Annotated in this window: 25 protein-coding genes; 14 read left to right on the top strand and 11 right to left on the bottom strand. The window is 68.3% G+C overall.

The genetic code is table 11. The features are described 5' to 3' along the window. Positions 1–14 precede the first annotated feature (14 nt). The 7 genes from cydC to purT all read right to left on the bottom strand — a co-directional run bounded on the left by cydC (position 15) and on the right by purT (position 8,365). Positions 15–1,664: a thiol reductant ABC exporter subunit CydC gene (cydC, locus tag L540_RS06380; protein ID WP_043211029.1), complete on the bottom strand. Its 1,650-nt coding sequence runs from the start codon at positions 1,662–1,664 to the stop codon at positions 15–17. Beyond that, on the bottom strand, positions 1,661–3,403 hold the full coding sequence (gene cydD / locus L540_RS06375) for a thiol reductant ABC exporter subunit CydD (RefSeq protein WP_043210104.1): 1,743 nt from the start codon (positions 3,401–3,403) through the stop codon (positions 1,661–1,663). The genes cydC and cydD overlap by 4 nt, the downstream gene beginning before the upstream one ends. Continuing rightward, a complete protein-coding gene (cydX, locus tag L540_RS06370) occupies positions 3,400–3,525 on the bottom strand; it encodes a cytochrome bd-I oxidase subunit CydX (protein WP_029580030.1) in 126 nt (41 codons plus the stop codon). The genes cydD and cydX overlap by 4 nt, the downstream gene beginning before the upstream one ends. Positions 3,526–3,540: 15 nt before the next feature. Further along, positions 3,541–4,692, bottom strand: a complete 1,152-nt coding sequence (gene cydB / locus L540_RS06365) for a cytochrome d ubiquinol oxidase subunit II (protein ID WP_043210107.1) — start codon at positions 4,690–4,692, stop codon at positions 3,541–3,543. A 14-nt stretch (positions 4,693–4,706) separates the two neighbouring features. Beyond that, on the bottom strand, positions 4,707–6,275 hold the full coding sequence (locus tag L540_RS06360) for a cytochrome ubiquinol oxidase subunit I (RefSeq protein ID WP_043210108.1): 1,569 nt from the start codon (positions 6,273–6,275) through the stop codon (positions 4,707–4,709). Between the two features lie 98 nt (positions 6,276–6,373). After that, the gene (locus L540_RS06355; RefSeq protein ID WP_043211031.1) at positions 6,374–6,946 is read right to left on the bottom strand and encodes a GbsR/MarR family transcriptional regulator; all 573 of its coding nucleotides are present in this window, start codon (positions 6,944–6,946) and stop codon (positions 6,374–6,376) included. Positions 6,947–7,150: 204 nt separating this feature from the next. Further along, positions 7,151–8,365: a formate-dependent phosphoribosylglycinamide formyltransferase gene (gene purT / locus L540_RS06350; RefSeq protein ID WP_043211033.1), complete on the bottom strand. Its 1,215-nt coding sequence runs from the start codon at positions 8,363–8,365 to the stop codon at positions 7,151–7,153. A gap of 119 nt (positions 8,366–8,484) precedes the next feature. Here purT and L540_RS06345 point away from each other — a divergent pair, with 119 nt between their 5' ends. The 8 genes from L540_RS06345 to hprK all read left to right on the top strand — a co-directional run bounded on the left by L540_RS06345 (position 8,485) and on the right by hprK (position 14,416). Next, positions 8,485–9,471, top strand: coding sequence for a KpsF/GutQ family sugar-phosphate isomerase (locus tag L540_RS06345; protein WP_043210110.1), 987 nt, complete (start codon positions 8,485–8,487; stop codon positions 9,469–9,471). Further along, positions 9,468–10,073 carry a KdsC family phosphatase gene (locus L540_RS06340; protein WP_043210111.1) on the top strand — a complete coding sequence of 202 codons (606 nt, stop codon included), beginning with the start codon at positions 9,468–9,470 and terminating at the stop codon, positions 10,071–10,073. Before L540_RS06345 ends, L540_RS06340 begins: the two co-directional genes overlap by 4 nt. A gap of 4 nt (positions 10,074–10,077) precedes the next feature. Further along, a complete protein-coding gene (lptC, locus tag L540_RS06335) occupies positions 10,078–10,701 on the top strand; it encodes an LPS export ABC transporter periplasmic protein LptC (protein ID WP_043210114.1) in 624 nt (207 codons plus the stop codon). After that, entirely contained in the window at positions 10,698–11,315 is a 618-nt protein-coding gene (gene lptA, locus L540_RS06330) for a lipopolysaccharide transport periplasmic protein LptA (RefSeq protein ID WP_043210116.1), read from the top strand. The genes lptC and lptA overlap by 4 nt, the downstream gene beginning before the upstream one ends. Positions 11,316–11,359: 44 nt before the next feature. Continuing rightward, the gene (gene lptB / locus L540_RS06325) at positions 11,360–12,145 is read left to right on the top strand and encodes an LPS export ABC transporter ATP-binding protein (protein WP_043210118.1); all 786 of its coding nucleotides are present in this window, start codon (positions 11,360–11,362) and stop codon (positions 12,143–12,145) included. Between the two features lie 295 nt (positions 12,146–12,440). Then, a complete protein-coding gene (gene hpf / locus L540_RS06320) occupies positions 12,441–12,779 on the top strand; it encodes a ribosome hibernation-promoting factor, HPF/YfiA family (protein ID WP_043210120.1) in 339 nt (112 codons plus the stop codon). A gap of 242 nt (positions 12,780–13,021) precedes the next feature. Next, positions 13,022–13,477: a PTS sugar transporter subunit IIA gene (locus L540_RS06315; RefSeq protein WP_043211035.1), complete on the top strand. Its 456-nt coding sequence runs from the start codon at positions 13,022–13,024 to the stop codon at positions 13,475–13,477. Positions 13,478–13,489: 12 nt separating this feature from the next. Beyond that, the gene (gene hprK / locus L540_RS06310) at positions 13,490–14,416 is read left to right on the top strand and encodes an HPr(Ser) kinase/phosphatase (RefSeq protein WP_029580018.1); all 927 of its coding nucleotides are present in this window, start codon (positions 13,490–13,492) and stop codon (positions 14,414–14,416) included. A 14-nt stretch (positions 14,417–14,430) separates the two neighbouring features. On the opposite strand, the gene L540_RS06305 is transcribed toward hprK, so the two are convergent. Together L540_RS06305 and L540_RS06300 are read right to left on the bottom strand one after the other, a co-directional pair. Then, positions 14,431–15,705 (bottom strand): c-type cytochrome, encoded by a 1,275-nt coding sequence (locus L540_RS06305; RefSeq protein WP_043210123.1) that lies wholly within the window; start codon positions 15,703–15,705, stop codon positions 14,431–14,433. Continuing rightward, positions 15,702–16,427: a c-type cytochrome gene (locus L540_RS06300; RefSeq protein ID WP_372432933.1), complete on the bottom strand. Its 726-nt coding sequence runs from the start codon at positions 16,425–16,427 to the stop codon at positions 15,702–15,704. The genes L540_RS06305 and L540_RS06300 overlap by 4 nt, the downstream gene beginning before the upstream one ends. 132 nt (positions 16,428–16,559) lie before the next feature. On the opposite strand from L540_RS06300, the gene rapZ reads away from it, so the two are divergent. Together rapZ and L540_RS06290 are read left to right on the top strand one after the other, a co-directional pair. Beyond that, positions 16,560–17,432 (top strand): RNase adapter RapZ, encoded by an 873-nt coding sequence (rapZ, locus tag L540_RS06295; RefSeq protein WP_043210126.1) that lies wholly within the window; start codon positions 16,560–16,562, stop codon positions 17,430–17,432. Beyond that, positions 17,429–18,322: a septal ring lytic transglycosylase RlpA family protein gene (locus L540_RS06290; RefSeq protein ID WP_043210128.1), complete on the top strand. Its 894-nt coding sequence runs from the start codon at positions 17,429–17,431 to the stop codon at positions 18,320–18,322. The genes rapZ and L540_RS06290 overlap by 4 nt, the downstream gene beginning before the upstream one ends. 4 nt (positions 18,323–18,326) lie before the next feature. Here the strand turns inward: L540_RS06290 and L540_RS06285 are convergent, their stop codons facing one another. Together L540_RS06285 and rsmI are read right to left on the bottom strand one after the other, a co-directional pair. Then, a complete protein-coding gene (locus tag L540_RS06285; protein ID WP_043210131.1) occupies positions 18,327–18,884 on the bottom strand; it encodes a methylated-DNA--[protein]-cysteine S-methyltransferase in 558 nt (185 codons plus the stop codon). After that, complete coding sequence (gene rsmI, locus L540_RS06280) at positions 18,881–19,813, bottom strand: 16S rRNA (cytidine(1402)-2'-O)-methyltransferase (RefSeq protein ID WP_043210133.1); 933 nt, start codon at positions 19,811–19,813, stop codon at positions 18,881–18,883. Before rsmI ends, L540_RS06285 begins: the two co-directional genes overlap by 4 nt. Before the next feature lie 41 nt (positions 19,814–19,854). On the opposite strand from rsmI, the gene L540_RS06275 reads away from it, so the two are divergent. Genes L540_RS06275 through L540_RS06260 form a run of 4 tightly spaced genes read left to right on the top strand, consistent with a single transcriptional unit; the run spans position 19,855 to position 22,159 of the window. Beyond that, complete coding sequence (locus tag L540_RS06275) at positions 19,855–20,292, top strand: YraN family protein (protein WP_043210137.1); 438 nt, start codon at positions 19,855–19,857, stop codon at positions 20,290–20,292. Between the two features lie 33 nt (positions 20,293–20,325). Beyond that, positions 20,326–20,919, top strand: coding sequence for a phosphoheptose isomerase (locus L540_RS06270; protein ID WP_043210139.1), 594 nt, complete (start codon positions 20,326–20,328; stop codon positions 20,917–20,919). Next, positions 20,919–21,668, top strand: a complete 750-nt coding sequence (locus L540_RS06265; protein ID WP_043211037.1) for a BON domain-containing protein — start codon at positions 20,919–20,921, stop codon at positions 21,666–21,668. The genes L540_RS06270 and L540_RS06265 overlap by 1 nt, the downstream gene beginning before the upstream one ends. After that, complete coding sequence (locus tag L540_RS06260; protein WP_043210141.1) at positions 21,665–22,159, top strand: peroxiredoxin family protein; 495 nt, start codon at positions 21,665–21,667, stop codon at positions 22,157–22,159. Before L540_RS06265 ends, L540_RS06260 begins: the two co-directional genes overlap by 4 nt. The last annotated feature ends 17 nt before the right edge of the window (positions 22,160–22,176 follow it).

Here is a 22,176-nt window from a genome sequence, read left to right as displayed (position 1 = left end):
CGAAGCCAGGACGATCAATGCAGGCGCGCGCCGTCGAGCGACAGAATGCGGTGCACCGCGCCCGCGGGCAGGCGCGCATGCGTGGCCAGGACCACCGCCCTGGCGCCGCAGGCCTGCGCGAGATCGGCCAGAAAGGCCGCTTCGTTGGGACGATCCAGGCCCGCGGTCGGCTCATCCAGGAGGATGATCTCGGCCGGCGACAGCAGCACCCGGGCCAGGCACAGCCGCCTCGCCTGGCCGGCCGACAACCCGGCGCCGGCCTCGCCCACCCAGGTATCCAGCCCCTGAGGCAGTCCGCGCGCGAAATCCGCCAGGCGGGCCGATTCCAGCGCCCGCCACAGCGCGGCCTCGTCGGCCTCGGGCGCGCCGATCAGCAGATTGCTGCGCAAGCTGCCCAGAAAGACCGGAGAATCCTGGGACAAGAGCGCAATGCGCCGATGGACATCGGCCTGGGCGGCCTGGCGCAGATCGCAGCCGCCCAGCGTCACGGCGCCCGCCTGCGGGTCTTCCAGCCGCAGCAGCAGATGCAGCAAGGTGGATTTGCCCGCGCCGCTGGGCCCCAGGATGGCCACGCGCTCGCCCGGCGCCAGAACGAAGTCCAGGCCATCGAGCACCGGCTGATCGCGGCCGGGATAGGCAAAGCGCAGCCCCTGGGCCCGCAACTCGCCCTGCGCGGGCAGGGGCCGGGGCAGGTCTGGATCGCGCAGATCCGGCTCGGCGCGCGTGAGGTCGCCGATGCGCCGCGCCGCGGCGCGCGCGGCCCCAAGCCGCGACACGCCGCGCATGATGGGCCCGGCCACTTCGAATAGGCCCAGCGTGGCCAGCAACAGGCCGGCCAGCAGCGGCCCCTGCCCCGCCGCCAATGCCGGCAGGCCGAACCAGAGCACGGCCACCACCGCCGCGCCCGCGGCCGCCTGGACCAGCCAGAGCCCGTGGGCGGCCAGCCGCGCCTGGGCGCGCCGCGCCTGCTGCAGCTGCCCGCAAGCCGCGGCGAAGTGCGCGCGCGCTTGCGGCTGCGCATGCAGGGCCGCGATGTCCACATGGCCCTCGACCGCTTCCAGCACGGCATGGCGCAAGGCGCCCGCGCTCGCCTGGGCCGTCTCGCCGGGCCGGCGCGCGGCCCGGGCCAGCCACCAGGGCACCAGCACGCTGGCCGCCAGAAGGGCGGCGGCCACGGCCAGTCCCGCGGCGGGCAGGTGGTAACCCAGCACCAGGCAGAACATGGCGCCGCCCGCCAGGGCCGTCGCCACCGGCATCAGGACAAAGAGAAAGACCGTGTCCAGCGCGTCCACATCGCCCGTCAGGCGCGCCACGAGGTCACCGGCGCGATAGCGCGCCAACTGGCGCGGCGTCAGGCGCACGAGGGCGCGGAATACCGTGGCGCGCAGGTCGGACAGCAGGCGCAAGGTCGCGGCATGGCCGACCAGCCGTTCGGCATAGCGCGAGGCGATGCGCAGGAAGGACAGCCCCCGCACCAGCGAGGAGGGAACGAAAAGATTGAAAACCGCCCCCGCGCCGGCCAGCGCGGCGCCAGTCAGAAACCAGCCCGATACGCCCAGCAGGCCCACGCCGGCGGCCACGGTCAGCAGGGCCAGGGCCAGCGCGCCGGCCAAGGCGCCGCGCCGGGGCGCATAAAGCGTCTTCAACAGGCGCCACATGATCAGCAGGCCTCCAGGCGGCCATGGGCCAGTCGCCAGCGGCGCGGCAGACGCCGCGCGACCTCGGCCGAATGCGAGGCCAGGACCAGGCTGCGCCCGCGCGCGAAGGCCAGGATCTCGTCCAGCACGCGGGACTGCGTGCCTTCGTCCAGATGCGCGGTCGGCTCGTCCAGGAGGATGAGGGCGGGATCGCGCAGGAACAGGCGCGCCAGCGCCAGCCGCTGCGCCTGGCCGCCGGACAGGCCCTGGCCCCGGCCGTCCAGCCAGGTGCCCAGCCCCTCGGGCCAGGCCTGCGTGAATTCCAGCACGCAGGCGCGGCGCGCCGCCTCGTGGACGGCGGCATCGTCGGCGCCGGGACGCGCCAGGCGGATATTGTCGGCCAGCGTGCCGGCGTGCAGATAAGGCCGCTGCCCGATGAAGGCGACCCGCTCGCGCAAGGCCGCCTCGTCCCAATCGGCCAAGGGCCGGCCGTCCAGCCACAGCCCGCCTTCGGCGGCCGCGCCCAAACGGCCCAGCACCTGCAACAGGCTGGACTTGCCCGCGCCGCTCTCGCCCATGAGGGCGATATGCTCGCCCGGCTTGATGTCCAGGTCCACGGCGTCGAGCACCGCTTGCGGGCGGCCCGGCAGGACCAGCGTCAGCTGACGGGCGCGCAGGCTGGCCGCCCCCGGCGCGCTAGACGGGGCAGGCGCCGGCGACGGCGGCGGCGCCGCTTCGGACAGGTCGCCAAACAAGGCATGCAGCTGATGCACAGCCGCGCGCGCGGTCCCGCGGTCGTGGTAGTGCGCGGCGAACTGGCGCAGCGGCGCATAGACCTCCGGCGCCATCAAAAGGCAGAAAAAACCCGCCTGCAGCGTCAAGGGCGTAAAGCGGATGTCGATATAGCCCAGATAAGTCAGGCCGATATAGACCGCCACGCCGGCCACGCCCAGCGCGGCGAAAAACTCCAGCACGGCCGAGGACAGAAAGGCAATGCGCAGCACCGACAGCGTGCGCCGCCGCAAGGCTTCGCTGGCCTGCGCCACGGTCTGGCCCTCGGCTTCGGCGCGGCCGAACAGTTTCAGCGTGGCCAGTCCGCGCAGGCGGTCGGCGAAAAACCCGGACAGGCGCGCGAAGGCCTGCAAATGCCGGCGGCTGGCGGCCTCGGCCCCCCAGCCCACCAGGGCCATGAACAGGGGAATGAGCGGCGCGGTCACCAGCAGCAGCAGGCCGGACACCACATCGAAGGGCAGCACGATGACCGAAAAGGCCACCGGCAGGATGGCCGCCGCGCCCATGGCCGGCAGGTACTTGGCGAAAAAGCCGTCCAGGGCCTCCACCTGTTCGATCATGGCGCTGGCAAGTTCGCCGGAAGCCTGCCCGCGCGACCACTGCGGCCCGCGGGCCAGCAAACGCGCGAACAGCGCCTCGCGCACCTGGCGCTTGATGGATTCGGCCGCGCTGGCGCCGGCGCGCTCGCCCACCCAGCCCAGGCAGGCGCGCAACAGGATCAACAGCGCAATGAAGCAAATGGGTTTGAGCAGCTCGGCGCGCGGCGCCTGGACCACGATGGCCTCATGCAGCACATGCGCCAGCAGCCAGGCCTGCCCCACCAGCAGCGCCCCCGAGAGCAGGGGCGCCGCGGCGGCCAGGCCGATGGCCCGGCCCGCGAGCCGGGTTCGTGACATCAACCAGCGCGATTGCTCGCGCGGCAACTTCAGCAGCACGCCCGAAGGGTCGTGCTCCACACTTGAAGGACCGCTCACTCGTCGGCCGGCTGTCTGAACGGATCGTGGGCATGGCCCTCGCGCAGTTCAAACCACATCGCATTGAGGATGGCGAAGGCACAGGCCAGGCCCAAGCCGAGAATCCACGAGAAATACCACATGACCGGGCTCCTGTATCAGTAAGAGTTGGGCGTGCCGCCTATCGATTCCTGTGTCACCTTGCCGCGCATCACGCGATACACCCAGGAGGTGTAGAGCGTGACAATGGGCAGGAAGATGATCACGGCGATGACCATGATCCACAGCGTCAGGTGGCTGGACGAGGCGTCCCAGATGGTCAGGCCGGCCTTGGGATTGACCGCAGACGGCATGATGAAGGGAAAGAGCGCGAAGCCGACGGTCAGGATGATGCCGGCGATGGCCAGCGAGGAGGCGATGAAGGACAGCACGTTGGCGCGCATGGCCAGCAGCGCGATGGTCAGCAGCGCGCCGGCCACGCCCAGCACCGGCCCGATCCAGAACAACGGCCATTTGGCGAAGTTGCCCAGCCAGGCGCCCTGCTCGACCGCCACGGTCTTCAGCATGGGATTGGACGGGCCATTGGGATCGATGACGCTGGTGATCACCTGGCCATCGAGCTTGGCCACCCAGAAGCCGGCCGCCACGAACAGCGCCGCCGTCAGCAGGGCCGTGAGCTGGCCGATGCGGCGCGCGCGCCCGGAGACCGGATCTTCGGTGCGCCAGGCAAGCAGCACCGCGCCATGCATGACGAGCATGAGCACGCTGATCACGCCCGCCAGCAAGGCAAAGGGCGTAAAGAGCTGGAAGAAATGCCCTTCCCAGCTGGGACGCAGCGTCACGGCGTCGAAGTTCTGCGGCACGCCGAGAATGATATTGCCCATGGCCACGCCGAACACCAGCGACGCCACCACGCCCGAAAAGCACAGCACGTAGTCCCAGTTGTTGCGCCAGCGCGGGCTCTCCATCTTGCTGCGGTACTTGAAGGCCACCGGGCGCAGGATGAGCGCCAGCAGCAACAGCATCATGGCCAGGTAGAAGCCCGAGAAGGAGGCCGCATAGAGCACCGGCCAGGCCGCGAAAATGGCGCCGCCGGCGGTGATGAGCCAGACCTGGTTGCCTTCCCAGACCGGCCCCACCACGTTGATCGCGATACGGCGCTCGGCGTCGGTCTTGGCCACCACCGGCAGCAGCGCGGCCACGCCGAGGTCAAAGCCGTCCATCACGGCAAAGCCGATCAGCAGCGCGCCGAGCAGCACCCACCAGATCACGCGCAGCGTGTCCAGATCAAAGGGGATCAAGGTTTCCATTTGCGTTCTCCGGCTCAGGCGTCAAGGGCGGCGTTGACCGCCCGGCTCGTCGGAATCAGGGGCTTGTCCGACTTGGGACCGGCCTTGATGGCATGCGTCATGACCTTGATGCCGATGATGAGCAGCACCGTATAGAGCACGATGAAGACCGTCAGGCTGATCGCCAGGTCCAGCATGGTCAGGCCCGAGGCCGCGTAATACGTCGGCAGCACGCCTTCGATCACCCAGGGCTGGCGGCCGTACTCGGCCACGAACCAGCCGCATTCGATGGCCAGCCAGGGCAGCGGCAGGCTCCAGAAGGCGATCTTGAGCAGGCGCGGATAGGTATCGAGCCGGCCGCGCGTGGACAGCCAGAAGGCCACGGCGAAGAAAAGGATGAAGTAAAAGCCCAGCGCCACCATGATGCGGAACGTCCAGAACAGCGGCGTGACCGAGGGGATGGTGTCCAGCGCCGCCTGGTGGATGTCGGCGTCGCTCACCTTGCTCAGGTCGGGCTGGTAGCGCTTGACCAGCAGGGCATAGCCAAGGTCCTGCCAGGTGCGGTCGAAGATCATGCGCGCCTCGGTGTCCTTGGGATTGGCGCGGATGCGCTCCAGCGCCGCGTTGGCCGCCATGCCCTCGCGGATGCGCGACTCGGCGCGGCGCACCAGGTCGTCGATGCCCAGCAGCGGCGTGGTCAGCGAACGGGTGCCGATCAGGCCCATCACATAGGGAATCGAAATCGCGAAGTCGTTCTTGCGCTCGGCCTGGTTGGGCCAGGCGATCAGGTTGAAGCCGGCCGGCGCGGGTTCGGTATGCCACATCGCCTCGATGGCCGCGATCTTCATCTTCTGGTGTTCGGTGCTGAGATAGCCGCTTTCGTCGCCCAGCACCACGACCGACAGGGCCGAGGCCAGGCCGAAGCTGGCGGCCACCGCCATGGAGCGCTTGGCCAGGTCGATGTGCCGGCCGCGCAGCAGATACCAGGCGCTGATGGCCATCACGAACATGGCGCCACAGACGTAGCCGGCGCTGACCGTGTGCACGAACTTGGCCTGCGCCACCGGGTTGAACAGCACCGCGGCGAAGTCGGTCATCTCCATGCGCATGGTGTCGGGATTGAAGATCGCGCCCACGGGGTTCTGCATCCAGCCGTTGGCGACGAGAATCCACAGCGCCGACAGATTGGTGCCGAAGGCCACCAGCCAGGTGACGACCAGGTGCGACACCTTGGACATGCGGTTCCAGCCGAAGAAGAACAGGCCGACGAAGGTGGCCTCCAGGAAGAAGGCCATCAGGCCTTCAAGGGCCAGCGGCGCCCCGAAGATATCGCCGACGTAGTGGCTGTAGTACGACCAGTTCATGCCGAACTGGAACTCCATCACCACCCCGGTGGCCACGCCCAGTGCGAAGTTGATGCCGAACAGCGTGCCCCAGAACATCGTCATGCGCTTCCAGATCTGGCGTCCGGTCATCACGTACACGCTTTCCATGATGGCGATCAGGAAAGACAGGCCTAGCGTGAGCGGAACGAAAAGGAAGTGATAGAGGGCGGTCGCCGCAAATTGAAAACGCGACAAATTGACGACGTCGAGGTCAATCATGAGTACGCTCCCAAATAGGCGAGAGGCCGGCACAACCGACATGGCCTTCCGGCACGCTCGTTCGACATGATACGGCCCTTGAATACAACTTCATAGACTTATTCCCGAATGCTAGCGGGCGAGCCCTTGTCCCGGCCGCGCAACTTACCGGCAAAATCCAACACCTTCTGGACCTTGGAACCCAGGCGCATCAGGTTCTGCAGGGTCTCGGGGGGCAGGCGTTGCACCTCATCGAACCAGCCGGTAGACAGCTCGATGAGTTCCAGCATCTCGTGCATGCGCTGTTGCGCATGGATTTCGCCCTCGTCGGACGGGCGCGCCAGCAGTGTGTCGCGCAGAAGCGTCAGGGTGGGGTCGATTTCGCGTTTGCGCTTCTCTTCCATCAGGATGCGGAAGATCTCCCAGACATCCTTGGGCGTCTCGAAGTAGTCGCGCCGGTCGCCGACCTGGTGTATCAGCCTCACCAGGCGCCAGGATTGCAGCTCCTTCAGGCCCATGCTCACGTTGGAGCGCGAAAACCCGAGCGATTCGGCGATGTCGTCGGCGTGCAGGGGCCGCGGCGACAGGAACAGCAGGGCATACATCTGGCCGACGGTGCGATTCACGCCCCAACGGCTGCCCATCTCGCCAAAATGCAACACAAAACGCTCGACCTGGGGGGAAAGTGCCACGGACAACCTTTGTTACTTCAATTTCAGGAATTTCTGAAATTATCGAAGCGGCTGACACAAAAGGCAAGTTCCGCGTTGTTCCCACGCGCCAGTCCCGCTCGGCCGCCATTGTGGGGCGCGCGGGCGGCGGAAATGCAAACGGCCGGTTGGCTCCTTTGATCTGGAGCAAACCGGCCGTTGATGAGGCGCGGGAGAGCGGTTACATCAACCCGCCTTGACCGACACCGCCGCCGAGACCCGTCTGGCTTTCTCGCGCGCGGCCTCGGCCGTCTCGGCCACCGCCAGGCCCACGCCCATGCGGCGCTTGACGAAGGCCTCGGGCTTGCCGAACAGGCGCACATCGGTGCCCGGCTCGGCCAGGGCCTCGGCCACGCCATGGAAGGTGACGCCCCGGCCTTCCAGGCCGCCATAGATGACGCTGCTGGCCCCCGGCTGGCGCAGGCGGGTATCCACCGGCAGGCCCAGCAGGGCGCGCGCATGCAGCTCGAATTCGTTCTGGGCCTGGGTGATCATCGTGACCATGCCGGTGTCGTGCGGACGCGGGCTGACCTCGGAGAACCAGACCTCGTCGCCGGCGACGAAGAGTTCGACCCCGAAAATCCCCAGGCCGCCCAGGTTGCCGGTCACGCCCAGGGCGATTTCCTGGGCGCGCTCCAGCGCCTTGGCCGACATCGGGTGCGGCTGCCAGCTCTCGACATAGTCGCCGTCGACCTGCTTGTGGCCGATGGGTTGGCAGAATTGCGTCACGATCTGGCCGTCGGCCCCGCGCGCGCGCACGGTCAACAGCGTGATCTCGTAATCGAAATTGATGAAACCCTCGACGATGGCCCGTCCGCCGCCCACGCGGCCGCCCTCCTGGGCATAGCGCCAGGCCGCCTCGACGTCGGCCTCGCCGCGGATGACGGACTGGCCCTTGCCGGAAGAGGACATGACCGGCTTGATGACGCAGGGATAGCCAATGGCGCCGATGGCCGCGCGCAGCTCGTCCAGGGTATCGACGAAACGATAGGGCGAGGTGGGCAGACCCAGGGTCTCGGCGGCCAGGCGGCGGATGCCTTCGCGGTTCATGGTCAGGCGGGCGGCGCGGGCGGTGGGCGTGACGCGCGCCACGCCGGCCGCCTCCAGCTCGACCAGCAGATCGGTGGCGATGGCCTCGATCTCGGGCACGATGATATGCGGGCGCTCCAGCTCGATCACGGCGCGCAAGGCGGCGGGATCCGTCATGGACACGACATGGGCCCGGTGGGCCACCTGGTGGCCGGGCGCATCCGCATAGCGGTCCACGGCGATGACTTCGACGCCCAGGCGTTGCAGGGCGATGATGACTTCCTTGCCCAGCTCGCCGGAACCAAGCAGCATGACGCGGGTGGCCGAGGGGGACAGGGGGGTGCCGAGCACCGGAGCGGGAAAGGTGGACATGAGGAAAGCGACCTGGGCGGGAAAAAGACAGCGGGCGGCCAAGCGCCACCCGGGCCGCCAGAATGCCATAGGCCCGCCCCCGGCGGCAAATGCGGCGGCCTCTCGTTTAAAATCCCCCCATGACGAACCATGTCCCCACTTCCGCCGACGCCCTGGCCTCGGCACGCCGCAGCCTGCATATCGAAGCCCAGGCCATCCTGGACCTGGCTGCGCGCCTGGACGACAGTTTCACCCGCGCGGTGGACATGCTGCTGGCATGCCGGGGCCGCGTGGTCGTCAGCGGCCTGGGCAAGACCGGCCATATCGCGCGCAAGATCGCGGCCACCCTGGCCTCCACCGGCACCCCCGCTTTCTTCATGCACGCCGCCGAGGCGGCCCACGGCGACCTGGGCATGCTGACCGGCCAGGACGTGCTGGTGGCCCTCTCCTATTCCGGCTCCGGCCAGGAACTGCTCACCATCCTGCCGGTGGCGCGCCGCCTGGGCGCCGGCGTGATCGCCATTACCGGCAACCCGGAATCCGAGCTGGCGGGACTGGCCGATGTGCACCTGGACGCCAGCGTGGCCCAGGAAGCCTGCCCGCTGAATCTCGCCCCCACCGCCAGCACGACAGCCTCGCTGGCCCTGGGAGACGCCCTGGCCGTGGCCTGTCTGGAGGCCAGGGGATTCGGCCCCGACGACTTCGCCCGCTCCCATCCGGGCGGCGCGCTGGGCCGCCGGCTGCTCACCCATGTGCGCGACGTGATGCGCCAGGGGCAGGCGCTGCCCACCGTGACCGGCGCCGACCCGCTGTCCCGCGCCCTGGAAGAAATGTCCGCCAAGGGCATGGGCATGACGGTCGTGGTGGACGAGAAATTCCATCCGGTCGGCATCTTCACCGACGGCGACCTGCGCCGCCTGATCGAACGCAAGGGCGACCTGCGCGGCCTGACGGTGGCCGACGGCATGACGCGCAATCCCCGCAATGTCGATCCCGATGCGCTGGCCGCCGAGGCCGCGCGCATCATGGACGAAAAACGCCTGAGCCAGATGCTGGTCGTCGACGATGACGGCGTGCTGATCGGCGCCCTTCACATGCACGATTTGATGGCTGCGAAAGTGGTATGACGATGCCTTCCCGACTCCCCCACCCCGCCGACGCCCTGGTGCTCGCCCGCATCCCGGCCCCGGTCCGCGAACGCGCCATGGCGGTGCGCCTCATGGTGTTCGACGTCGACGGCGTCCTGACCGACGGCAGCCTTTACTTCGGCGAGCACGGCGAGATGTTCAAGCGCTTCAACGCCCTGGACGGCCATGGCCTGCGCCTGCTCATGGAAGGCGGCTTCAAGGTCGCCCTCATGACCGGCCGGTCCGGGCCCGTGGTCGACCGCCGGGCGGCCGAGCTGGGGATTTCCGAGGTCTTGCAGGGCGTGCGCGACAAAGGCGCCGCCCTGGCGGAACTTGCCCAGCGCCAGGGCATCCAACTGGACCAGACCGGCTATATGGGCGATGACATCATCGACCTGCCCGCCATGCAGCGCGCCGGCTTCGCGGCCAGCGTGAGCACCGCCCCCGCCTATGTCGCGCAGGCCGCCCACTGGGTCTCCACGCTGCCCGGCGGCGGCGGCGCGGTGCGCGAATGCTGCGACCTGCTGCTGGCCGCCCAAGGCCGCCTGGGCGCCTTCCTGACCTCGCCCACGGTCCTGACCGGCCCCGGCGCCATTCAATAACCCCATGAAAGACCGTTTCCCCGCGCTGATCGCCCTGTTCCTGCTGGCCTGCCTGGTGGTGGGCACCTGGTGGGCGGCCGATTACGCGCAGCGGGCCATCGCGATCGATCCGCCGCGCCGCATCACGCACGAAAAAGACGCCTGGTCGCGCAATTTCGTGATGCTGCGCACCGACCCGCAGGGCCGGCCCATCAACCGCATGGAAGGCGTCTACGGCGAGCATTTCCCCGATGACGACTCCTACCATGTGACCTCGCCCCGCGCCATCGGCCAGCAGGCCGGCAACCCGATCACCATCGGCGTCTCCAAGACGGCCATCATGGAGCAAGGCGGCAAGCGCATCGTCATGAACGGCGATGCCCACGTGCACCGCAATCCCGACGCCAACAATGACACCCTGGACGTGCGCAGCCAGCAGCTCATCCTGCTGCCCGACGAAGACCTGGTCTTCACCGACCTGCCGGCGCAGGTCATCAAGGGCAATTCGCGCATGAACGGCACCGGAATGCGTTACAACAACAAGACGCGGCAGTTGGAGGTGTACTCATCGACCGACGTCGAGATCGCTGGCGGCGCAGGCCGCAAGCAGCCCCCCGCGCCCGCCAACACCCCTCAGAACAAACCATGACCCACACCTCCTTCGCGCATCGCCTGATCGGCTCCCTGCTGCTGGCCGCCGCCATGTGTGCCCCCGCGCTGGCCCAGCAGGCCGCGCAGGGCGGCAAGCCCGAAGAGCCCAGCACGCTCATCCTCTCGGACTCGCTGCACTATGACGACATCAAGCGCCAGAGCGTGTTCACCGGCAACGTCGCCCTCACCCGCGGCCTGATGACCCTGCACGCCGACAAGCTCGAAGTCCACGAGGACGCGCAGGGCAACCAATACGGCACGGCGACGGCCAACAAGGGCAAGCTGGTGCGCATCCGCCAGGAGCGCCCCGAGAACTTCGAAGTGATCGAGGGAGAGGGTCTGCGCGCCGAGTACGACGGCACCAAGAGCCAGTTCGACCTGATCGGCCAGGCCGTGGTCACCCGCTTCATCTGCGGCAAACCGTTTGACACCATTCGCGGCGACCGCGTGCGCTACAACGAGAAATCCGGCACCTACCAGGCCGAGGGCGGCCCCAACTCCTCCGCGCCAGGCGGCCGCGTGCGCTCCTTCGCGCCGCCGCGCGCCAAGGCCGATGCCGCCATCGCCGAATGCCGCGAGGGCAAGAAAGCCCCCGCCCCCGCGAAGAAGTAAGCCCGCCCCGGCCCTTGTCGCACACAGGACTCCGCTCCCGATCCATGACGCCCTCCATCCCTTCCACCAGCACGCTGTCCTCTCTGCAACAGGGCAATCTGCGCGCCACCGGGCTGCGCAAGACGTATAACGGCCGCGCGGTCGTGCAGGACGTCTCCCTGTCCGTCGAAAGCGGCGAAGTCGTGGGCTTGCTCGGCCCCAACGGCGCGGGCAAGACGACCAGTTTCTACATGATCGTGGGCCTGGTGCCCGCCGACGCCGGCCGCATCGAGATCGATGGCAGCGAAATCACCGCCATGCCCATCCACAAGCGCGCCCGCATGGGGCTGTCCTATCTGCCCCAGGACGCCTCCGTGTTCCGCCGCCTGACGGTCGAGCAGAATATCCGCGCCGTGCTGGAGCTGCAGGTCGACGAACAGGGCAAGCCGCTGTCGGCCGCCAAGATCAACGAAAGCCTCGAAGCCCTGCTCGAAGAACTCCAGATCGGCCACATCCGCAGCAACACCGCCATTTCGCTGTCCGGCGGCGAACGCCGCCGGGTGGAAATCGCGCGCGCGCTGGCCACCAACCCGCGCTTCATCCTGCTGGACGAGCCTTTCGCCGGCGTGGATCCCATCGCGGTGATCGAAATCCAGCGCATCGTGCGCTTCCTGAAAAGCCGCGGCATCGGCGTGCTGATCACCGATCACAATGTGCGCGAAACCCTGGGGATCTGCGACCGCGCCTACATCATCAGCGAGGGCAAGGTGCTCACCGATGGCCATCCCGACGAAATCGTCGGCGACCCGGCCGTGCGCCGCGTCTACCTGGGCGAGCACTTCCGCATGTAAACGCGGTCCCGCCCGTAAAACCCGTTGCCCTGGCGCAACGGGTTTTTTTTGCCCGCCGGCAACACCGATTCCGGGCCCTTGTCACCCCCGGGAAGATCCCTAGCCGGGGGGTCAGGAAACCCCGCATTTTTATGCGCTAGGTCAACTTGAATTCGGGTGGGGAGTCTATACACTAGTACTCAAGATCCCGCGTTTTTCACGACGCTTTTTTCGAGAAGGAGGATGCGTAACGTTACACATCGCGCACCATGCGCACTTGTTTATCCCATCTCTTTTTCTGGAAGGAGAGCGCACTATGAACCTGAGCATTAGCGGTCGTCGCCTCGATGTCACCCCGGCCATCCGGGAATATGTCATGAACAAACTGGCGCGAGTGTTGCGGCACTTCGATCATGTGATCGATACCCAGGTCATGCTCTCAGTGGAGCCCCTGCGGCATAAAGCCGAAATCACGATGCATCTGCGCGGCAAGGATATTCATTGCGAAGCCGTGGATGAAAACCTGTACGCGGCGATCGACCTGCTTGTCGACAAGCTGGATCGCCAGGTCATCAAGCACAAGGATAAGGTCCAGAGCCACGCCGGCGAGTCCGTGAAGCGACAAAGCGACGCCCTGAATGCGCCGCAACCCTAGTCCCGCGCCTCACAAGCACTCAAGCCATGCTTGATTCCACCCTGACCTGATACAGGTCGCATCGGATCCGGTGTCCCCCAAGAGCTTCTTGACGGGACATCGGCGCCAAAAATCCCGTCCCCAATACTTTCCGCTGCCTGCGACAGGCTTCCCAGCCACGTCCACTCAGACTATGCTTGCCTGCCACGGTGCAAATCGCCAGGCTTTTTTGCACTGCGTCATAAAACTCTATAATGATCCGCATGAATCACTTGTCGCGCATTCTGCCCGCCGGCAATGTCGTGCTCGATATGCTTGCCACCAGCAAGAAGCGGGCATTCGAACAGGCCGGTCTTCTATTCGAGAATCACAATGGCTTGGCTCGATCCGTCGTGTTCGACAGTCTGTTCGCGCGCGAACGGCTGGGATCGACGGCGCTGGGGCAAGGCGTCGCCGTGCCGCACGGCCGGGTCAAGGGCCTGGAGCAGGCCGTCGCCGCCTTTGTCCGCCTGGCGCAGCCCATCCCTTTTGACGCGCCCGATGGCCAACCCGTCTCCATGCTGCTCTGCCTGCTGGTCCCGGAAACCGCCACGCAGCAACACCTGGACATCCTGGCCGAACTGGCCCAGCTGATGTCGAACAAGGCGCTGCGCGAGGCCCTGGCCACCGAAACAGATCCCGCCATCGTGCATCGCATGCTGACCACGGGCAAACTCTGACGCAGGACCGCCATGCTAACGGTGCAGGAACTGGTCGACGATAACGCCGACAAAATCCCCTTCAACTGGATAGCCGGACATGGCGCGGCCGACCGCGCCATTCCCGATGACGGCATGGCGGCCGCCGACCTGGTCGGCCACCTCAATCTCATCCACCCCTCGCGCATCCAGGTCTTCGGCCAGGAAGAGCTCGCGTACTACACGCGCTTTGACCTGCGCCGCCGCATGCACCACATGGATGAGCTGCTGATCGGCGGCGTGCCGGCCATCCTGCTGGCCGACGGCCTGTCCGCGCCGCAGGACCTCATCGACCAGTGCGACCAGCACCAGGTGCCCCTGCTGTCCACACCCGTGGCCGCGGCGCAGTTGATCGACCTGCTGCGCATCTATCTGGGCAAGAAGCTCGCGCCCACCACCACCGTGCACGGCGTCTTCCTCGATGTGCTCGGCCTGGGCGTGCTGATCACCGGCGAATCCGGCCTGGGCAAGAGCGAGCTGGCGCTGGAGCTGATTTCGCGCGGCCATGGCCTGGTGGCCGATGACGCGGTGGAGTTCTCGCGCACCGCGCCCAATATGATCGAGGGCCATTGCCCGCAGCTGCTGCAAAACCTGCTGGAAGTCCGCGGCCTGGGCCTGCTGGACATCCGCACCATCTTTGGCGAGACCTCGGTGCGCCGCAAGATGCGCCTGAAGCTGATCGTGCACCTGGTGCGCGCCACCGCCCAGGACAAGTTCGAGCGCCTGCCCCTGCAGGACATCACCCAAGACATGCTGGGGCTGCCCGTGCGCAAGGTCATGCTGCAGGTTGCGGCCGGCCGCAACCTGGCCGTGCTGGTCGAGGCCGCCGTGCGCAATACCATCCTCAAGCTGCGCGGCATCGACACCCTGGGCGAATTCATGGAACGCCAGGCGATGGCGATCCTGCAAAGCAGCAAATAAACGCCGCGCCCCGCTCAGGGGCGCGCGTCCTGGCGTGCGCGCTTGACCTCCAGCGCGCTCACCGCGCCGGCATCATTGCCCCAACTGCTGCGGATATAGGTCACGACCGCCGCAATATCGTTATCGTCCAGGAAAGGCCCGAAGGGCGGCATGCCATGCGGCCGCGGATTGGCCGCGGTGGCCGGCGCGAAGCCGCCATCAAGCACCATGTGTATCGTGTTCAGCGACGAAGTCGCGGTGACCGAAGGATTCATGGCCAGCGGCGGCCAGGCCTGGCCGCTGCCCCGGCCGTTGTCCTGGTGACAGCCCGCGCAATGCTGGCCGTACAGGCGCTCGCCGATGCGCATGACGCTGGCCGTCGGCGCGCGCTTGCCGTCAGGCAGGGCCACGGCCGGCGGCAGGGCCTTCAGATAGACGCCGATGGCCTGCGCATCGTCGGCGCTCAGATGCTGGGTGCTGCCCAGCACCACCTCGGCCATCGGCCCGGTGGCCACCGAGGGCGTGGCCATGCCATGGCGCAGCAGGCCGGCGATGTCTTCGGCGCGCCAGCTGCCCAGCCCGCGCAGGGCATCGCTGTTCAAGGGCGGCGCATACCACTGGATGACGGGAATCACGCCGCCGGGAAGGCGCGCGCCGTCCTGGGTCGCGCCCAGCGAATTGCGCGGCGCATGACAGGCCGCGCAATGCCCGGGGCCCTGCACCAAGTAGCGCCCGCGGTTCCATTGCGTCGATTGGGTCGGATCCGGCTGGTATGCGCCGGCGCGGAAGTAAAGCGCGCGCCAGGCGGCCAGCAGCGGGCGCTGGTCATAGGGCCAATCCAGCGCGGGCGGGCGGCTGGCCTGCTTGACCGGCGGCACGGTGCGCAGATAGGCGTAGAGGGCGTCGACGTCTTCGCGCGGCATGCGCGTGTACTCGGTGTACGGGAAGGCCGGATACAGCAGCCGCCCGCCAGGCGCCTTGCCTTCATGCAGCGCGCGCCAGAAATCCTCCGCGCTCCAGCCGCCGATCCCGGTTTCGGGATCCGGCGTGATGTTGGGACCATAGAGGGTGCCGAAAGGCGTGGGAACAGGCGTGCCGCCGGCATAGCGCGGGCCGCCGCGCGCCGTATGACAGGCCGCGCAATTGCCCACCTGGGCCAGGTAGCGGCCGCGCTCGACCAGCGTCCCGGCATCGAGGCGCGCGGCCTGCGGCAGGGGCTCCTCGCGCGTGCCCAGCCAATACACCAGGCCCGCCGCGGCCGCCAGCAGCGCGGCGAGCGTCAAGGCGATGAGGGTCATCCATTTTTTCATCGGGCCGCCCCCTGCTGGCTGCCGCAGGCCGCCGGCAGCGGCTGGTCCGCCTCGGGAGCATAGTCCGCGGGCACCGGCTGCGCCGACAGCCAATACGACAAGGCGCCGACGTCCTGCGGCGTGAGCTTGTGGGCCACCGAGGCCATGCAATCGGGCGCCGCGGCCCGGCGCAGCCCGTTTTGCCAGCTGCCGATCTGCGCCACGATGTAGTCGCGCGGCAGGCCCAGCAGGCCGGGGATGGCCGGCAACATGCCGCCCAGGCCCTGCCCATGGCAGCTCACGCAGGCGGGCAGGCCGCGCGCCGGATCGCCCTGGAAGACCAGCGCGCGGCCGCGGGCCTGCTGCCCGGCCCCGCCCTCGGCGGGCGGCGCGGCGGGATACGGCACATGCTGATGCGCGAAATAGGCCGCGATCTCGCGCAGATAGCCGTCCGGCAGCCCCGTGAGCAAATGCGTCATCGGCGGGTATTGCCGCCGCCCATCGCGAAAGTGCAGCAATTGCTGGTACAGATAGTCTTCAGGCTTGCCCGCCAGGCGCGGATAATAGCCATCGGGGCCGGCCCGGCCCTGCGCGCCGTGACAGGCCGTACAGGCCGCCACGCGCGCGGCCATGGTGCCGGGTTCCAGGCGCGCCTGCTGGGACGCGGCCGCCAGGGGCCAGGCCAGCAGGCAAAGGGCCAGGCATCTTGCTGCAATATTGCTGAGAGAATCGGGAACTAACATCTCGTTATCGTTTTCAGCGCCGGAACGCGGTTTAAAGAGATAGACCCTGGTGACGCTCCCATGCAACCGTGCGGCACCATGACGGAGGGCTTACCGACCCATCGCCGGCAAAACCATGCCACAATCATAGCCATGTTAAGAGTCGTCCTCATCACTGGCATTTCCGGCTCCGGAAAGTCAGTTGCGCTGCGCATGCTCGAAGACGCGGGTTTTACCTGCGTGGACAACCTCCCCCTGCGTTTCCTGACGGAGTTCGTCGCCGCTTCGCGCGACGACGGCATGGAGCGCGTCGCGGTGGCCATCGACGTGCGTTCGCCCGGCGAGCTGGCTGAACTGCCCAATGTCATCACGGCGCTGCGCGCCATGGGCACGGAGCTGTCGGTCGTCTTCCTGGATGCCAACACGGACACGCTGGCGCAACGCTATTCGGAATCGCGCCGCCGCCATCCGCTGACCGACCGGGTCTCGCGCAGCGGCAAGCCGGCCTCGCTGACCGACTGCATCGCCATGGAGCGCGAACTGCTCGCGCCGCTGCGCGACCAGGAACACGTGATCGACACTTCGGACCTGACGCCGGGGCAATTGCGCAGCTGGATACGCGATCTCATCAAGGCCGACCGCCCGCCCCTGGTGCTGACTTTCGAGTCCTTCGCCTACAAGCGCGGCGTGCCCAGCGACGCCGACCTGGTTTTCGATGTGCGCTGCCTGCCCAATCCCTATTACGACCGCAACCTGCGCCCCCTGACCGGCCGCGACCAGCCCGTGGCCGAGTGGCTGGCCGGCTTTGACATCGTGCAGCGCATGATCGATGACATCGACGGTTTCATCCGCCGCTGGCTGCCGCAATACACACTGGACACGCGCAACTATCTCACCGTCGCCGTGGGCTGCACGGGCGGACAGCACCGTTCGGTCTACGTGGTCGAAGAGCTGGCGCGCCGCTTCAGCGATCACGATCCGCTGCTGGTGCGCCACCGCACCCAGCTGCCCGACGAGTCCGCATGAGGTCGCCGCTCGCGCTCCTGGCGATGGTGCTGCTGGCCGTGGCGCTGGCCGGCTGCGGCACCACGGGCAAACGCGGCGGCGGCTACTACAAGGACGACGGCCCGGGCGCCAACCCGCCGTCCAACCTGGACAGCATCCCGGACGCCGTGCCGCGCCTGGAACCCCTGGCCAGCGGCGCCAACCGGCCCTATGTGGTCTTCGGCAAGCGCTACGTGCCCGACACCAGCGAGCGGCCCTTCCGCCAGGAAGGCATCGCGTCCTGGTACGGCAAGAAATTCCACGGCAATTCGACCTCGATCGGCGAGTCCTACGACATGTACAGCATGACGGCGGCGCACCCGACCATGCCCGTGCCCAGCTACGCCCGCGTGACCAGCAAGCTCAACGGGCGGACGGTCATCGTGCGCGTCAATGACCGCGGCCCCTTCCACAGCGACCGCATCATGGACCTGTCGTATGCGGCGGCCCATAAACTGGGCATCATCGGCCCGGGCAGCGGCGCCGTGGTGGTCGAGCGCATCCTGCCCAGCGAAATCCGCGGCATGCAGGCCGGGGCCGCGCCCTCCGGCCCGGAACCCATCGCCCTGGCCGGGCAGCCCGCCGCCGTTCCCGTCGCGCTGCCCGAGCCCGCGCCCAAGCCGCCGGCCACGGCGCTGCGCGGCGCCGAGGTCTATCTGCAGCTGGGCGCCTTCAGCCAGCCGGCCAATGCGCAAAGCCTGGTGAGCCGGATCAACGGCCTGATGTCGGGCGAGCCGGCGGCCATGGTCGAGCAGGCCGACAACCTGTATCGCGTGCGCATGGGGCCCTATGCCTCGCGCGAAGCCGCCATGGACGCCGTGCGGCGTGTCTCCGACCGCACCGGCATCCTGCCCAGCCTGGCGTCGCAATAAGCCCCTACCAGGGCAGATCCATCTGCCCGTCGCAGACCCGGCGCGCCCGCGCCGTATGGCCCGGATAGCGGTGGCCTTCGTGCGACAGCAGCGCATGCTTGCGCCGCAGGCCGCCGCCAAAACCGGTGAGCGCGGTGTCATAGCCGACGACGCGATGGCAGGGGATGATGATGGAAATCGGATTGCGGCCCACGGCCTGCGCCAGGGCCCGGATGGCGCGCGGCCGGCCGATGCGCTGCGCCAGCTGGCCGTAGCTGACGGTCGCCCCGAAAGGCAAGGCCAGCAGGCCGTCCCAGACCGCGCGCTGGAACACCGTGCCGCGCGGCGCCAGCGGCAGATCGAAGGCGCGGCGCTGGCCGTCGAACCACTGCAATAGCTGCGCCTGGGCCAGGCGCAGCACGTCCAGCTCGGCCTCGCCGGGCCGCGGGCGCGCGGGCTGGCCCAGGTCCTCCTGGTCCAGGAACCAGGCGCCGCACAGGAAAGGCCCGCTGGCCAAGAGGCGCAGGCCGCCCAGCGGCGTCTCGATGTCCAGCGCCGCGCTGTCGTCCAGGATGCGGCTCATGCGCCCTCCTTGCGCGCCAGGGCGCGCTGGTAAAGCGCATCGCGCGGCTGGCCGGTGGCTTTGGCGGCGATCCTTGCCGCATCGCGCACCGAGACACTCTCAAGCAGGGCGTCGAGCAGGCGGTCCAGCGCCGGATCGGCCGGGCCGGCATCCGGGCTGGGCGCGGCGGCGTGCAGGATCAGCACGAATTCGCCCTGCTCGCGGTGAGCGTCGCCCGCCAGCCAGGCGGCGGCCTCGGCCAGCGGAAAGCTCACGATTTCCTCGAAGCGCTTGGTGAGTTCGCGCGCCACGGTCAGCCGCCGTTCGGGGCCGCAGACCTGCAGCAGATCGGCCAGGGTGGCCGCGAGCCGGTGGGGCGACTCAAACATCAGGACCGGCGCGGGCAGCGCGCTCCAGTCGGCCAGCCAGCGCTGGCGCGCCGCCGCCTTGGGCGGCGCGAAACCGGCGAAGGCGAAGGCGGGATTTTCGTCCGTGGTCACACCGCTGCCCATCAGGGCGGTGATGACGGCACTGGGCCCGGGGATGGGCAGCACCGGATAGCCGGCTTCGCGCACCGCGCGCACCACCCGGGCGCCGGGGTCGCTGACCGCCGGAGCGCCGGCGTCGGAGACCAGGGCCACGCGCTGGCCCTGGGCCAGGCGCTGGCAGATGGCCTCGGCCGCCTGCGCCTCATTGTGGCGGTGAGCGGCCATCAAGGGCGTGGCGATCCCCCAGGCGTCGAGCAGCGTGCGGCTGGCGCGGGTGTCCTCGGCGGCAATGATGTCGGCGCGCGCCAGCGCCTGCCAGGCCCGCAGGCCCAGGTCGCCCAGGTTGCCGATAGGCGTGGCCACGACATAGAGCGCCCCCTCGGGCCAATGCTGCGCGGCCACCCGCTCGGCGACCCGGCGCCAGGCGTCGCCGGCGACAGAGGATGTGACTTCTTGATTCATAAGGGGAACCGCGGGGGTGGAAACCCTGCCAGTGTAGCCCCATGCGCCTTGCCGACCTGCTGCCGCGCCTGTGCCGGCGCGCTCTCCGTCCCGACCCGCGCCATCTCCAGGGGCGGCGCGCCGAAACCGAAGCGCTGCGCCTGCTGCGCGCCCATGGGCTGCGGCTGCTGGCGCGCAATGTGCGCAACCGCCACGGCGAGCTGGACCTGGTCATGCGGGATGGGCCGCTGCTGGTCGTGGTCGAGGTGCGCTGGCGCGGCAGCGCGGCCTGCGGCGGCGCGGCGGCCAGCATCGGCGCGGCCAAGCAGGCGCGGCTGGCGCGCGCGGCCGCCCTGTGGCAGATACAGGCCGGCCTGGCCGGGCAAGCCCTGCGATTTGACGTGCTGGCCTTCGAGGCCGGCCGGCCGCAATGGCTGCGCGACGCCTTCCAGCCCGACATTCAGTCACAGGCGTTACGCCGCCGGCGCCGCCGGGGCTGATCGGCCGGCGCGCCCCATGAGATAATCCGCGCCATGGATATGACCTCTCGCATGACGTCGCACTTCCGCGATGCGATGGCGCTGTGCGAACAAAGCATGCACGCCCTGTCCGAGCCGCTGTCGGCCGCGGTGGAGCTGCTGTTCGCGGCATTGGCCAACAATGGCCGGATTCTGGCTTGCGGCAACGGCGGCTCGGCCGCCGACGCCCAGCATTTCATCGCCGAGCTGGTGGGGCGCTTCGAGCGCGACCGCCTGCCGCTGGCCGGCATCGCCCTGAACACCGACACGTCCATCCTCACGGCGGTGGGCAACGACTACGGCTTTGACGAGATCTTCGAGCGCCAGGTCAGCGCCCTGGGCCAGCCCGGCGACGTCCTGGTGGCGATCTCCACCAGCGGCAATTCCCCCAATGTCGTGCGCGCCATGCAGGCCGCGCACGAGCGCGAGATGCACGTCATCGCCCTGACCGGCAAGGGCGGCGGCGTCATCGGGGAACTCATCACGCCGCATGACGTCCATCTATGTGTTCCGCACGACCGCACCATGCGCATCCAGGAAATACACATCCTGTTGCTGCATGCCCTGTGCGATGGTATCGATGCCCTATTGCTTGGAGACACCGAATGATGATGCCCAAAGCGCGACGCGCGGCCCGTCCCCTGATCCTGGCCGCGGCCCTGGCCGCCACCGCCGCCTCGCTGTCGGCCTGCGTGCCGCTGGTGGTCGGCGGGGCCGCCGCCGGCACCGCCGTGGTGGCCACCGACAGGCGCAGCTCGGGCGTCCAGCTCGATGACCAGAACATCACCTTCCGGGTGGAAAGCCAGATCAGCCAGAAGCTGGGCAACAATGCCCGCGTCAACGCCCTGGTCTACAACGGCCAGGTGCTGCTCACCGGCGACGTCCCCACCGAGGCTGACCGGGCCCAGGCCACGGCCATCGCCCAGGGCGTGGACAAGGTCAAGTCGGTCAGCAACCAGCTGACGATCGGCCCGGCGGCCGCCTTCTCGACGCGCTCCAACGACACCTGGCTGACCTCCAAGGTCCGCACGGCCCTGGTCAACGCCCAATACGTGCCCTCGCGCACCATCGCGGTCACGACCGACAAGGGCGTGGTCTACCTCATGGGCATGGTGACGCAGTCCGAAGGCGATTACGCCGCCAACGCGGCCTCCAGTGTCGGCGGCATCACAAAAGTGGTAAAACTCTTCGAAATCATCAGCCGCGAAGAGGCCGTCCGCCTGTCCGGCAGCAATGACGGCAAGGCCGCGCCCATCGAGTCGGGCGCCTCCTCCAGCCAGGGCGCCTCGTCCAGCCAGGGCGCCGCCCCGGCCGGCGGCGGCTCGGACGGCGGCATCGAACTCATGCCCATCAAATGAAAAAAATCGCGCTCGCCCTGGCCGTGGCGGTCATCGCCGGCATCGGCGCCTGGTTTGTCTGGCGCCCGGCGCCGGCCGCGCCCCAGGTGGTCTTCACCCTGCTCGACGGCAAGCAAGTCGCCATGCAGGACCTCAAGGGCAAGGTGGTGCTGGTCAAGTTCTGGGCCACCAGCTGCGTCACCTGCATCAAGCAGATGCCGGACACGATTTCGGCCTATAACAGCTACGCGCCCAAGGGCTATGAGGCCATCGGCGTGGCCATGCAATACGATCCGCCCAACTACGTGCTCAACTACGCCCAGACCCGCCAACTGCCCTTCCCGGTGGCGCTGGACAGCAAGGGCGAGATCGCCCGGGCCTTCGGCGATGTGCGCCTGACGCCCACGGCCTTCCTGATAGACAAACAGGGACGCATTATTAAGCGCTATCTGGGCGAGTACGACGTGGCCGAGTTCCACGCCACGGTCGAAAAAGCCCTGGCCGCCGGCTGACGCCGGCCGGCGGAAAA

It is taken from the genome of Bordetella pseudohinzii (assembly GCF_000657795.2).
Lineage (GTDB): Bacteria > Pseudomonadota > Gammaproteobacteria > Burkholderiales > Burkholderiaceae_B > Bordetella > Bordetella pseudohinzii.
This window is presented reverse-complemented; position numbering and strand designations above follow the sequence as displayed.

Bases quoted from the DNA above. Each gene is read 5' to 3' on its own strand.
- cydX (WP_029580030.1), bottom strand. From the start codon at position 3,525: ATGTGGTATTTCTCGTGGATTCTCGGCTTGGGCCTGGCCTGTGCCTTC.
- cydB (WP_043210107.1), bottom strand. From the start codon at position 4,692: ATGGAAACCTTGATCCCCTTTGATCTGGACACGCTGCGCGTGATCTGG.
- L540_RS06360 (WP_043210108.1), bottom strand. From the start codon at position 6,275: ATGATTGACCTCGACGTCGTCAATTTGTCGCGTTTTCAATTTGCGGCG.
- purT (WP_043211033.1), bottom strand. From the start codon at position 8,365: ATGTCCACCTTTCCCGCTCCGGTGCTCGGCACCCCCCTGTCCCCCTCG.
- L540_RS06345 (WP_043210110.1), top strand. From the start codon at position 8,485: ATGACGAACCATGTCCCCACTTCCGCCGACGCCCTGGCCTCGGCACGC.
- L540_RS06340 (WP_043210111.1), top strand. From the start codon at position 9,468: ATGACGATGCCTTCCCGACTCCCCCACCCCGCCGACGCCCTGGTGCTC.
- lptC (WP_043210114.1), top strand. From the start codon at position 10,078: ATGAAAGACCGTTTCCCCGCGCTGATCGCCCTGTTCCTGCTGGCCTGC.
- lptA (WP_043210116.1), top strand. From the start codon at position 10,698: ATGACCCACACCTCCTTCGCGCATCGCCTGATCGGCTCCCTGCTGCTG.
- lptB (WP_043210118.1), top strand. From the start codon at position 11,360: ATGACGCCCTCCATCCCTTCCACCAGCACGCTGTCCTCTCTGCAACAG.
- hpf (WP_043210120.1), top strand. From the start codon at position 12,441: ATGAACCTGAGCATTAGCGGTCGTCGCCTCGATGTCACCCCGGCCATC.
- L540_RS06315 (WP_043211035.1), top strand. From the start codon at position 13,022: ATGAATCACTTGTCGCGCATTCTGCCCGCCGGCAATGTCGTGCTCGAT.
- hprK (WP_029580018.1), top strand. From the start codon at position 13,490: ATGCTAACGGTGCAGGAACTGGTCGACGATAACGCCGACAAAATCCCC.
- L540_RS06305 (WP_043210123.1), bottom strand. From the start codon at position 15,705: ATGAAAAAATGGATGACCCTCATCGCCTTGACGCTCGCCGCGCTGCTG.
- L540_RS06300 (WP_372432933.1), bottom strand. From the start codon at position 16,427: ATGTTAGTTCCCGATTCTCTCAGCAATATTGCAGCAAGATGCCTGGCC.
- rapZ (WP_043210126.1), top strand. From the start codon at position 16,560: ATGTTAAGAGTCGTCCTCATCACTGGCATTTCCGGCTCCGGAAAGTCA.
- L540_RS06290 (WP_043210128.1), top strand. From the start codon at position 17,429: ATGAGGTCGCCGCTCGCGCTCCTGGCGATGGTGCTGCTGGCCGTGGCG.
- L540_RS06285 (WP_043210131.1), bottom strand. From the start codon at position 18,884: ATGAGCCGCATCCTGGACGACAGCGCGGCGCTGGACATCGAGACGCCG.
- rsmI (WP_043210133.1), bottom strand. From the start codon at position 19,813: ATGAATCAAGAAGTCACATCCTCTGTCGCCGGCGACGCCTGGCGCCGG.
- L540_RS06275 (WP_043210137.1), top strand. From the start codon at position 19,855: ATGCGCCTTGCCGACCTGCTGCCGCGCCTGTGCCGGCGCGCTCTCCGT.
- L540_RS06270 (WP_043210139.1), top strand. From the start codon at position 20,326: ATGGATATGACCTCTCGCATGACGTCGCACTTCCGCGATGCGATGGCG.
- L540_RS06265 (WP_043211037.1), top strand. From the start codon at position 20,919: ATGATGCCCAAAGCGCGACGCGCGGCCCGTCCCCTGATCCTGGCCGCG.
- L540_RS06260 (WP_043210141.1), top strand. From the start codon at position 21,665: ATGAAAAAAATCGCGCTCGCCCTGGCCGTGGCGGTCATCGCCGGCATC.